This is a genomic window from Pseudomaricurvus sp. ABR4_320 (assembly GCF_056159445.1).
In genome coordinates, this window is record NZ_JBSWVF010000014.1 from 110188 (window position 1) to 121096 (window position 10909).

Below are 10909 nucleotides of genomic sequence, written 5' to 3' on the forward strand. Positions count from 1 at the left end.
GACCGGCATCTTGGTCAGTTAATCGCATCCAGCGAGATATCGATAAGCGTTGCTTTACGCGCTTGCCGCCTGAGCGAAGGACTCATACGCGTTATGGCGTTAAATTCATCTCGTTAAGCAGGTCGCGCTGACTGCTGCCAGGCACGGGGTTCATGCTCGATTTCCATGATGAGTATCAATTAGGATAGTTGGTTAACATCAAATTTGCTGGAACTTGACCTCACATTGTCTCTCTAACCCGAAATAACCCGGTAAAAGGCTAGAATCATGAACATTAAGTTTCTTGTCGGTCTCGTCACTGGATTTGCTGTGGCGTTGGTCGTTGCGGTCAGTGCCAATCAAAAACCGCCAACCATTGAATCCTGCGCCTCATTATTGCCCGATGGCCAGAATTTTCAGGTGCTTATTGAAGGAAATATCGATACCGCGGACGATCATCGAGTTTTCGAAGGGCATTTCGAACTGTCTGATGAGCAGCATGGACAAAGTCCTGATGAGCAGTTGGCGGCAGAACCCTTTGTTGCCTGCGTCTCAGCGCTTTTGAAATAAATATAAGAAGAAAGATGAAGGCAGAGCTGCCCGAGTAACTAGCTCTCCAATGCCTGACGCTTGGCGACTTCAGATTCAACATAATCCAACCATTGACGCGCATGGCGGCGACTGTCATCAAAATTTACCGCTTGGCGGAAAGCCTCTCGCGCTTCGTCAAAATGCTGTTGGTTAAATCGGACCATTCCGAGCAGCAGACGTGCGTTGCCGGGATCTTTGACGGAGTCTTTTGCCAAGGCATTATTCAACGCGGATTCCGCCGCGACCCACTCCAGGCGATTGATGTGGATATAGGCAATGCTTACCCATAGGTCACCTTTCTCGGAGAGGTTGGCTGCTTGATGGTAGGCGGCAACCGCCTTGTCGTTGTCCTTGGCGCTTTGCCAGCTTCGACCTAATAGCTGCCAATGATCAAAGTTCGCTTCCAGCTCTGAATGCTCTATCGCATTTTGTAATAACTGGGCGGCTTTTTGAGGCGCATCAAGATTTAGATACAAATAGGCCAAGTTAATCAGGTGCTGGGGTTGGTCGAGTCGCTGCTGTTCATACATGGGTTCAAGAATGGCGAGCTGTTTGCGCGGTTCCTCCATGCGGGAATAGACTGCAGCCAGTTGCAGCAGATAACTGTCGCGAGGGTAGAGTTCGACCAGCAGAACCAGATTGTCCCGCATGGCAGGAAGGTCTTCCTGGGTGAACAGCAGCGCATTTTTCAGAGCCAGCCAAGGTTCTCGTGGCTGTTTTCCGGTTGCTGTCGCCATCGCAATGACGCCATTGATTTCACCCAAGGCTTCGGTGGGACGATCCAGTTGGTAGAGCACTTGAGCTTTGAGTACATGCATTTCAGGTGTTGTTGTCTCAGCGATGTCCATCAACGTGTTGATGCGTTCAAAGCTCTCGGGATAACGCTCTTCCATCAGGTAGAGTTGTGCCAAGGTAAGTAAAACGCTCTCTTGCAACGCGGGTGACAGCCGAGGCTCGGTCAGTACCTGCTCAAATGCTGCGATGGCGTTCGTTGCCTGTTCCTGGGCGACATAGATATAGCCTTGCATATTGAGAACTTGCACTCGTTCGAAATCGCGCAGTTTGGCGGTCTCTATAAAGCGTGTCGTAGCTTGTTGGGCAGCGGCAAATTCATCTTCTTCATAGAGTTTCTGGATCTCAGACAATTTGTTGATCACAAACTCACGAATGACCATGCTGCCTTGCCCTGCCGCGAATGTTTGAACGGACAGTATCAACAATGACAGACAGGCGAGTTGGCAATATGACCGTAGAGAACGATATTTCATGACCGTTTTCCTGCTATTTCTCCAGGGTAAATACGAAGCGGTTTTTTACGCCGTGAACTTCTACCGCCTCGCCGTTAATCACTCGCGGGCGGTATTTAAATTTCTCTGCTGCACGAATGGATGGGCGTTCGAACACCGAGTAATCGCAACCGTTTTCCAGAACCTCAACATCTTTGGTGGATCCATTGGTGGTGACCGTATAGGTCACCGTGCATTCCCCTTCTAGTCGTTTGATGGATGCCTGCTGAGGGTAGGATGGGGCCACTTTAATGATTGGAAGGTATTCGCCCTCGTCGGTGCCGATGGCGAGACCATTGATCGATGTATCTAAATCGGTGGCGGGTGCCGCCAGTGCCATGGTGGAGCCACTGGAATCCTGATTGGCGTCTGCCGTGTTTTCCGGAGGCGCCGGTGGCGGTGGCTCATCGGCGGGTCGATCTGGCTTTCGTTCATTGCGCTGGGGTGTCTCTTCCCGGTTCAGCCTCACAAAATCCAGCAAATGGATGCGTTCGGACTCATCCAGACGAGCCTCCGACGATTGAATCAGTGCGTGCATCCCCCAGGTGAGTGCAAGTGCCAAAACGCCGCCTGCAGCGAGAGCCAGAGGGAGTCTCAGCAGGTAGTATTTATCCTGTAGTGGAATCGCGTTCATCATTCCCTCGCTGCAAGTGCAATTTGAAAAACGCCAGCCTGACGCGACGCATCCATCACCTGTACCAGCATCTCATTCCGAGAATCCCGATCCGCCTGAATAACAACTGTGCCTTTGGGGTTTTCAGCGTGAAGGCGCTCGATGTTTGCCCGTACGGAGCGCGCATCGACCATGCGTCGGTTGATCCAGATGTTGTTGTCCGCATCGATGGCAATCAGAATATTGGCTTTCTCTTGCACCACGGCAGTGGTCGCCTGTGGGCTGTCGACTTCAATGCCGGACTCTTTCACAAAGGTTGCCGTAACAATGAAAAAAATCAGCATAATGAAGACCACATCAAGCATGGGGGTGATGTCGACCGCCGCTTCAGATTCCGCACTGTGATGAGTTAAAAAGCGTCGCATGTGTAATACCTCCAAATCGGTTAATACAGTGTGAGCACGCGGCTGATTTTGTCCGTTTCACTGCCAACTTTTTGCGTTACCAGGCTGAGCAACAGCAGTCCGGTAATCGCGACGAGCATGCCTGCCATGGTCGATACCGTTGCTTTGGATACTCCAGAAGCGGTTACGCGAGGGCTGTTGGCTCCGGTAATCGCGACAGCATCAAAGACTTCCAGCATTCCCAGTACTGTGCCGAGCAACCCCAAAAGGGGACAGAGGGCAATCAGAACTTTCACCAACGAGAGATGGGTATTGAGATTCTGTAACAGGCGCGAGCGGAGCTGCGTTAAACGGTAGGGCCGTAACCAAGCGCGAGTGACTGGCTGCTGCCACAATTCTTGAGCGGTAGAAATCTGCTGAGGGTAGACAAAGAACAGAAAGTAAAAGCGTTCCAGCAGTAAACCGCCGATCAGCATGGCGACGACGATGATCAACAGTAAAATATTGCCACCGAGATCCAACATGTCACCAAACCAGGGAAAGAGACTGTCGAGTAATCGAATCATAGTCTCACCTCACGGTGCGCTGCGAGCGCGGTCAGCGACCAGCGCGACAGCTTCCTGTTCCAGAACGTCACGGATGTGTTGCGCCCGGGAACTGACCAAGGTATGAAGCAGTAAAACTGGAATCGCAACACACAGACCCAGTACGGTTGTGACCAGTGCCTGAGAAATACCACCTGCCATCAGCTTGGGATCCCCTGCGCCAAACAGGGTAATCGCCTGAAAGGTTATGATCATACCGGTGACGGTACCCAGAAGCCCCATCAATGGCGCGATTGCGGCAATAATTTTTAAGAGGGATATCCCTCGATTCACTTTGGGAAGCTCGCGCAGGATGGATTCCCCCAGGCGCAGCTCAATGGCTTCGGGCGTGTGGTTTGCTACGTCTTTGTAGGCCGCCATGACATTACCCAGTGGGTTCTTACCGATCCGATCCATGTGCTTTTTCTGCTGATTGATGCGGGTATCGGTGATAAACAAGGCGATCAGTTTTCCAAACGCCAACAACAGACCGATGATGCCCAGGCCGATGATCGCGTAGCCGATAAAACCGCCCTGAGCAATTCGATCTTTCAGTGCTGGAGCCATTACCAGCAGGCTAAGCAACTGTCCCCGCAGCGGATCGATGGTAAACAGTACCGGTTCCTTGGCATCGGCGATGCTCTCTGCGCCCTGCAGATAGCGGCTGGCGGGCTGACGTCCGTATTCGACAATGCGTCCAGTCTCTGGTACGTATTGCAGATAAGTACCGTTAGCGACCAGATTAAATGTGCCCACACGAATGACATCAGCGGTATATTCGTCACCGTCGCTGGACAGGACCGGCATGGGGGTCGCGATAACCTGAGCCGAGGCTGTCATATCTCGTTGCAATTCAAACCAGAGCTGTTCGATTTCGGAAATCTCCGGCAGCTCGGTCGTGCGCCCCATTTTCGTGGCAAGATCAAGTAGGAATTCCCGACGTTCGGGATAGTGAACATTGGTAATCGAATTTTCAAATCGGCCGGCAGCATCTGAGGCAACTTGCTGCAGTACGCCAAAAAGCTCTTTTAATGAGCCTAGGCGCGTATCCAGCCGTTCTTGCATATCCGCCAGATCAATCTCGTTCTGTTCAAAATCAGCTTCAAGCCTGTCGCTGGTATCTTCTAGTTCGCCCTGGTACTGAATGACATCTTCGAGTTTTTGCTGTTGCTGTCGACGATCGGCGGTAAATTCGGCAATGCGCTGTTGATTCATCTGCTGATCGGCAGCAGTGCCGGCCTGGACCTGTTCCAGCAGAGACTCCATCGACAGCACAGTTTCTTGAGCGTCAGCCACGGAGCACACGGAACATAAAAACACAAGACAGAGTAGTAAACGGGGATATGTCATTATTCTTGTCCTGTGGCTGGAGCGATGGGAATACTTAACAGGTCGGGCGCCATTTCCTGGTGAGCCATTTTCAACCCCTTGTTGATGTTGCGCTGAATATGACTGGACTCTACGGTGACCCAATCTCGGTTTTGTTGGTCCCAGTAGCCGTAGCCATCCTGTCCGAGAGTGCGGTAGAGAAGACCAACCCGGCCGATACGTAGAAAATCCACATCAAAACTCTGTTCACCACGTTGCAACGTGCCCTTATAGGTCTCGAGGGTAGTGCCGTAGTCGTCCTCGACCTCATAAGCTTCGAAGACGCGGCGACTTTTTTCTGCGATGGTGTATTCGGGGCTGGCGAGAATACGGCGCAGGCGTGTTACCCGTTGGTGACGTTCCTCTAACAAGAAGGGCATGTCGATATCGATAAAGGTCTCAAGTCCGTCAATCATGCGCAACAGCAGAGGCATAATCTGACGTTCGATGATGGTCGCATTGGCGATGGAGTTTTCCAGTTTGGCTTTTTCTTCCAGCTGCCCGTCGACCTGCTGCTGCAGCAAACGGTTATAGATTTCCAGACCGTCGACGATTTTTACGTGGGATTGATACGTCTGCAGTAAGTCGTCCGTCGCTTCACTGATTTCATCGACGCTTTGTTGACCCTGCTGATTGATTTGTAGACGATCAGCACCGCCTTCAATAACATCTTCGACGTCAGCGGCCACTGACAGCAGGGGAGTTACACATAGGCTCAAGGCCAAGAGCTTGGAAATGCCCTTCACAATCACCTCCACATCCGGGTTGTTGGGTTGGCGCGGGAATTTGGTATAAGTAGGCTAAGCTGAGAGCTACTGGCGGGCGTTGACGTGTATCAAAAGGAAGGATAAGTGCCAAAGTTCCATGGCGAGTTTTGATCCATCACAATAAGGTCCGCGCAGAAAAATTCGAGTTGCGGGCGCCCTAAACGATAGGAGATATTAAATCTGCCCTCGAATAAAACGCCAAGGGAATGATTCTCAATTGCGTTAGCTATCAAGGCTATTAAACCGCTATCGGCTCAGTGAGGCAACCATAATTTGACTCGACATGAACAGACACATCAGTTGACCTTGCGGTTTTTGCCACTGGCGGCGCGTTTTTTACTCTCGGTCTGGACGTAAATAGTGTCGGTGGTGGCCATGCTGGCGTGCCCGAGATCTTCGGAAAGATCCTTGAGCGCGCGACCCCGCTCAACCTCCATGCTCGCGCCGGTGTGTCTCAGCCAGTGTGTTGACGCTTCGAGGAGTTTGCGGGCTTCATCCTCTCCCTGACGCTGTCGCAACGCCTGGTAAGCCTTGTCGAAAACCTCCTGCACTATCCGGGTCAACTGGCGAGCTGTCATACCTCCCTGGCCGCGAATTTTCTCCACAATCGGATGATTTTCACCGGGCGCAGGTAGCGAGGGTAGGGCGCGATACTGGCGATAGCGCTTTAAATACTCCAAAAAATCCGGGGGTACCGTAATATCGCGAATCTTGCGGCCTTTGCCGTAGACTTTCAGCCACCAATTCCCTTCGAGGTCCTGCCAGAAATGGCTCATCATGGGTGACCAGTGACTGCGCTCAGAAAGCTCGGATATTCGTAAAAAAAGAACTTTTAGCGCACAGATGATAAACAGGCTGCGTTCATATTGGCAGTCTTCATCGGCCAGTTTACTGGTCACCTCGTAAACAAATTGCCATTGAGCTTCTGTAAGGCGCCGAATCTCTTTAACTTGGGAATCTTTTATAAAGTGACGGCAATCCGGTTTCGCCATTTGAGCTGGATTGCCAAAGAGTTTCTCTTCGTTCATCAGGTATTTATAAAATGCGATAACGGCGGTAAACATCGCCATAAGCGTCTGTTGTGACGGGCGATATTTCTTTTTCTCGGCATCGCTGCCTTCCGCGGCGCTATGCTTGGGTAGCTTTAGCTTGAAGGGAGACCAGTGTTTATTCTGCAAAAAGCGCCCGTCTCGAAGTAGGAATTTGTCGACATTGGCGACACCGATCCAATTGATTGGCGGCTTCCAGCAGAAATCAGCGAAATCGAGAATATCGGTCTTGCGCAGGGAATCCATCGGACAGCGCCTGACCAGAAATGTCCAACCGAGAAACCGCTCGACTTCGCCGCGAAAGCGGATGAAGGTGTGTTCTGACTTGTTTCTACCAATAAACAGTAAAAATTCTTTACCCCATTCCCAGTGAGCAAGGCGCCAAGGATCGTCATCCTGTAGAAAGGTTTTCAGGTCTGGGTAGTCACTGAGCCGCATGTCGACCAACTCTGCGTAGGTGGGGTAGAGTGCGACCGGTTTGGGTGGGCGCTTGACCGCAGCGTTAGATTTGTCGGCAGACATGTAAAAAAATCAAATAAGTGGCAGAAGGTACTGATTGTAAAATTTTAGACAGAATTTCCTCGAAAAGATAGATTTAACACATTGAAATTAGGCCACAAAAACCTGATACCTCATGCTAGATCTGTTCTGAGCTTCTACCGCTAACTCAACGTCTTTGATTTGACGCCTGTCTGTTGTCAGTTACGTGTCGATTAGCGTTGTAACCGAATTGCAATGCTTCTCAAAACGACACTTACCAGAGATGACAAAGCCCATTTCTTTTTGGGGGTAAGTTGAGATGAGCGGGGCGGCTGATCAGTTGCCATGAATGATTCCTTGTTATCCGTCTGCCAGAGAATCGCAACACATTGAAAATGTTTGATCCTGTCCGGTGAATCCAAAATCATCAAGGTATTTTTATACGGGTAAAGCGTTTGCTGAGGCAGTGTTTCAAAATGATCAAAATAATGGACGATAGCCTCTTGCTCAATGGCAAGGTTTTCCTGATTGTTCAAAGGATGGCCGTTAAGAAACAGGTTGGGTCTCGTCGCGCGGTTATGACCTTTGGTCATTAGATACGCTCTACCGGCTGGCGTGTCATCCAAGCAAAAATGGACTTGAGTGCAGTGATCTGTTTCACGAAAGTGATTTCCGATATCAATCCAAGTTGTTCTAAATCTCTGCATCCGTTGACGACTCCTCTACATCTCTGCTGGATAACGGATTAGGTTAACGGGTGCTGACCCTGTCAGTATCCGTTGGCAGTTCTTCCACAGTGCCTTTTAAACTTACTCAATCCGACCTTATTTCACCTCCCCCATATGGGGGAGTGGGAGACGAATGTCTAACAGCTGGGTGACGAAAACATCGTTTTGCAGGGGCTGTTTTCCAATCAAGTGGCGATCGACAGAGAATTTTCCGTTAAAAGAGATTAACGGCGCCAAGCAATTCGATATCTTTCTCCAATTAAGAGGAAAAATCTGCCAAAAATCAGCCTTACGTTTACTGGTGATTATGCGCGCGACAAAAATCGTAAATATGTGAAAATTACCATTTCAACAAGCGTTGAATTAATAGCATAATAACTCTTGCCGATGGGGTTTTAGGTAAGTTAATCGGCGGTGTCATACGATATAAAAAATCCCATAGAGCGAGTTTGTTTTAGTCATAAATACTGGTGGAAATACTGTTCATAATATACAGATTGGGTACCGACGATGGATATTCTTGCAGAGGATGTATGTGTCTATAAAAAATCCGTTGACGCTTTATATTATTGTATTTATGAAACGCGACATCGCATTCACGCACTGAACCAACTCAATCGACTTTTTGCTGCAACGAATACCCGCCTGATACTTGACTACGCATCGGGTTACGGCGAAGTCATTGTCAGCGATAATGACTGCTCTCCGTCAATCCGATCAACTCCGACCTTAAAACGTTTTTCTCTCAATCTCACTGATCAACAAACGCAACATCCGGATGCGCTCGCTCTGGATTATGCGTCTGACGGTGTCCGTCTAAAGTGTACGTTGATCAATGATGGCGGCTTCTTTGCCGCGATAGAGATATTTTGGAAGTCGCCTTCGGAAAATATTGTCAGTAGCGCACAATGTTACTTGAGAAAACTGTTGCCGCATTTACGTACCAGTGTCCAACTGTCTGAAAAACTGAGGGCGTCGCGAGTACCTCTGCTTGACGATCCGATATTTGAGGGCATTCGGGTCGGGCTGATGTTGATCGATGCTAAGGACTGCGTCGTCGGCCTTAATCAGCGTGCCTATCATATATTATCGAGCACAAAAGAGCTTCGCTTTTCATCCGGCAGTCCGCTTGCGATCAATCACCGAGGCCTTTGTGGCTTGATCGATGAGGTTCGCACTCTGGGAGACGGTTCTGTCGATCCCAGCTCTAGTGATCGCTTACATCGTCTAATGCTAAGTGATGGTCGAGAATACATTTTTCGCCTCGCGCTGCTGTCACCGTCAAAGGTTGGCCACGGGTTTGCTCCCGACACCATCTGTATCTGGTTTGATGATCCTGGTCGGGAGGATGGTTTGTTGGGAATTAAAGCCTGCTATGGATTGACTGATAAAGAAGAATCCTTGTGTCAGTGGTTGGTCAGAGGATTGTCTTTACAGCATATCAGTGAGCGCATGAGTATTAGCCGGGAAACCGCAAAATCCCATTTAAAAAATGTTTTTTACAAAACTCAAACTCACCGGCAACCCGAGCTGGTCAGTTTGCTGTTGCAGTCTAATTGGCGGCTTTAAGACTCCTCTAAAGCGCAATCGCTACCTTTGTGCAATCTATCCAGCGCTTGGCCTGCCGCCAAGTGCAGTTATGCCCATATTGTTAACTGAAATCACGATAACAGCGCACAATGGAGATGCATTCATGCTGGAAACTGCGATACGACGGCTCTATGCCGGAGTAAATGAACCTGTACTATGGGAAGCTGGCCTTAATGCGCTTGCGGATGCGACATCAGCCGATCAAATACTCTTGCCGGAAGTCGATTTGATTTCAGATGGCCGAGCACCCAAAGTCACGCGGATGGAATCTGCCCGTGCTGACCCCGGCCTGTTGCAGCGGTTACTGGACTGGTTCGTCGATTCTCCTCAGGAGATACTGCGATTTCTGAATCCGGTTGGCTACCAAACCGGGCGTTGGCTCAACGCCGATCTGGAGCGGCTTGCGACAACAGAATTCATCGAGACCATTCTGCGTCCTATTGAAGCTCGTCATTGCATTTTAGGTATGCCCTTGTGTGACCAAGAGTCTGTTACGGTAGTCGCGCTCAATCGCTCGGCCCGGCGAGGTCACTTTTCACAGCAAGGTCTGGCAAATTTCTCTACATTGCAAAAACACTTAACCAATGCCGTGCAAATACGGCGTCAGTTGGAGAAGGCGCCTGACAATAGTCTTTCAAAAGCCATCATTGATGATGTTCCTTCGGGTATTTTCTTGCTTGATAGGCGACTCAATATTATCGCTATGAATCGTCATGCAGAAGGATTGTTAAAACAGGGGGATGGCTTGATTGAAGCTCAGGGTCGGTTGCAGGTTGCGGCTGCATCTTGTCGGCCGGCCTTTCAAGCGGCATTACTTAAAGCGGCGACGAAAACGGCATCAGCTTCAGACGCAGATTTTTTTCGACTGCCAAGGCCACCCGAAGGCCGACCGTTAACCGTTAGAATTTTGCCTGTTGAAGAAGGTTACTATCGATGTCATTGGCCTTCTTCGGCGGTGACGGTTTGGGTGGATATTCCTAAAGCCGACGTAGAAGAGCAGCAAATTCGTCATCTCTTTGAGTTTACCAAACGCGAAACCCGCTTGGCTTCTTTGATTATGAGAGGTGTCGCACCCGAGAGGTGTGCTCAGCAAATGAATGTCTCTACCGAAACCGTAAGGACTCATTTGGGCACCTTGTTTAGTAAAACCGGAACCCATGGACAGACAGAACTGGTCGGTAAGTTGCTCAGAATCTCACAGAGAATTTAGATTACAGGGCAACCCTATAATTGTTAAATTTCCCCTAAACGGGGGATGATCAGAACCCGGGAATTTTTTATACTGATCTCGAAACGTATCGACAGCAACGGATATGCTGTAGAGGCAACAACAGGAATTTGATGGCGTTTCATCGGAGTTATCGGCGCAGGGAAAACCTGCTGACAGCATCAGGACTCTTTGATTATTTAGGGATATCGGCCGCTACGAAAGGGACTTCTTTTTTTATCTGTGCGCCGCTTTTTATGGTT

11 protein-coding genes are annotated in these 10909 nt (G+C 49.7%); 3 read left to right on the forward strand and 8 right to left on the reverse strand.

The genetic code is table 11. The features are described from left to right. Nucleotides 1-267: 267 nt before the first annotated feature. Complete coding sequence (locus ACXAFR_RS21630; RefSeq protein ID WP_475180861.1) at nt 268-549, forward strand: hypothetical protein; 282 nt, start codon at nt 268-270, stop codon at nt 547-549. A 38-nt stretch (nt 550-587) separates the two neighbouring features. Here the strand turns inward: ACXAFR_RS21630 and ACXAFR_RS21635 are convergent, their stop codons facing one another. The 8 genes from ACXAFR_RS21635 to ACXAFR_RS21670 form a co-directional block, all read right to left on the reverse strand. Then, nucleotides 588-1838: a tetratricopeptide repeat protein gene (locus tag ACXAFR_RS21635; RefSeq protein ID WP_475180863.1), complete on the reverse strand. Its 1251-nt coding sequence runs from the start codon at nt 1836-1838 to the stop codon at nt 588-590. Nucleotides 1839-1851: 13 nt separating this feature from the next. Then, entirely contained in the window at nt 1852-2493 is a 642-nt protein-coding gene (locus tag ACXAFR_RS21640; protein WP_475180866.1) for an energy transducer TonB, read from the reverse strand. Further along, nucleotides 2490-2894 (reverse strand): ExbD/TolR family protein, encoded by a 405-nt coding sequence (locus ACXAFR_RS21645; RefSeq protein ID WP_475180867.1) that lies wholly within the window; start codon nt 2892-2894, stop codon nt 2490-2492. The genes ACXAFR_RS21640 and ACXAFR_RS21645 overlap by 4 nt, the downstream gene beginning before the upstream one ends. A 20-nt stretch (nt 2895-2914) precedes the next feature. Beyond that, nucleotides 2915-3439, reverse strand: a complete 525-nt coding sequence (locus ACXAFR_RS21650) for a MotA/TolQ/ExbB proton channel family protein (RefSeq protein ID WP_475180871.1) — start codon at nt 3437-3439, stop codon at nt 2915-2917. Between the two features lie 9 nt (nt 3440-3448). After that, nucleotides 3449-4807 carry a MotA/TolQ/ExbB proton channel family protein gene (locus ACXAFR_RS21655; protein ID WP_475180873.1) on the reverse strand — a complete coding sequence of 453 codons (1359 nt, stop codon included), beginning with the start codon at nt 4805-4807 and terminating at the stop codon, nt 3449-3451. Next, a complete protein-coding gene (locus tag ACXAFR_RS21660) occupies nt 4807-5571 on the reverse strand; it encodes a DUF3450 domain-containing protein (RefSeq protein ID WP_475180875.1) in 765 nt (254 codons plus the stop codon). Before ACXAFR_RS21660 ends, ACXAFR_RS21655 begins: the two co-directional genes overlap by 1 nt. A 317-nt stretch (nt 5572-5888) precedes the next feature. After that, a complete protein-coding gene (locus tag ACXAFR_RS21665) occupies nt 5889-7163 on the reverse strand; it encodes a tyrosine-type recombinase/integrase (protein WP_475180877.1) in 1275 nt (424 codons plus the stop codon). Nucleotides 7164-7354: 191 nt separating this feature from the next. Beyond that, the gene (locus ACXAFR_RS21670) at nt 7355-7828 is read right to left on the reverse strand and encodes a hypothetical protein (RefSeq protein WP_475180878.1); all 474 of its coding nucleotides are present in this window, start codon (nt 7826-7828) and stop codon (nt 7355-7357) included. A gap of 531 nt (nt 7829-8359) precedes the next feature. Between ACXAFR_RS21670 and ACXAFR_RS21675 the strand changes: the two genes are divergently transcribed. Both ACXAFR_RS21675 and ACXAFR_RS21680 read left to right on the forward strand, forming a co-directional pair. Beyond that, nucleotides 8360-9418, forward strand: coding sequence for a helix-turn-helix transcriptional regulator (locus ACXAFR_RS21675; protein ID WP_475180880.1), 1059 nt, complete (start codon nt 8360-8362; stop codon nt 9416-9418). Nucleotides 9419-9542: 124 nt separating this feature from the next. After that, complete coding sequence (locus tag ACXAFR_RS21680) at nt 9543-10649, forward strand: helix-turn-helix transcriptional regulator (protein WP_475180882.1); 1107 nt, start codon at nt 9543-9545, stop codon at nt 10647-10649. Nucleotides 10650-10909 lie beyond the last annotated feature (260 nt).

What these genes read in the sequence shown, in the direction of transcription:
- ACXAFR_RS21635 (WP_475180863.1), bottom strand. Translation starts at nt 1,838, where the DNA reads ATGAAATATCGTTCTCTACGGTCATATTGCCAACTCGCCTGTCTGTCA.
- ACXAFR_RS21640 (WP_475180866.1), bottom strand. Translation starts at nt 2,493, where the DNA reads ATGATGAACGCGATTCCACTACAGGATAAATACTACCTGCTGAGACTC.
- ACXAFR_RS21655 (WP_475180873.1), bottom strand. Translation starts at nt 4,807, where the DNA reads ATGACATATCCCCGTTTACTACTCTGTCTTGTGTTTTTATGTTCCGTG.
- ACXAFR_RS21645 (WP_475180867.1), bottom strand. Translation starts at nt 2,894, where the DNA reads ATGCGACGCTTTTTAACTCATCACAGTGCGGAATCTGAAGCGGCGGTC.
- ACXAFR_RS21680 (WP_475180882.1), top strand. Translation starts at nt 9,543, where the DNA reads ATGCTGGAAACTGCGATACGACGGCTCTATGCCGGAGTAAATGAACCT.
- ACXAFR_RS21670 (WP_475180878.1), bottom strand. Translation starts at nt 7,828, where the DNA reads ATGCAGAGATTTAGAACAACTTGGATTGATATCGGAAATCACTTTCGT.
- ACXAFR_RS21675 (WP_475180880.1), top strand. Translation starts at nt 8,360, where the DNA reads ATGGATATTCTTGCAGAGGATGTATGTGTCTATAAAAAATCCGTTGAC.
- ACXAFR_RS21630 (WP_475180861.1), top strand. Translation starts at nt 268, where the DNA reads ATGAACATTAAGTTTCTTGTCGGTCTCGTCACTGGATTTGCTGTGGCG.
- ACXAFR_RS21650 (WP_475180871.1), bottom strand. Translation starts at nt 3,439, where the DNA reads ATGATTCGATTACTCGACAGTCTCTTTCCCTGGTTTGGTGACATGTTG.
- ACXAFR_RS21665 (WP_475180877.1), bottom strand. Translation starts at nt 7,163, where the DNA reads ATGTCTGCCGACAAATCTAACGCTGCGGTCAAGCGCCCACCCAAACCG.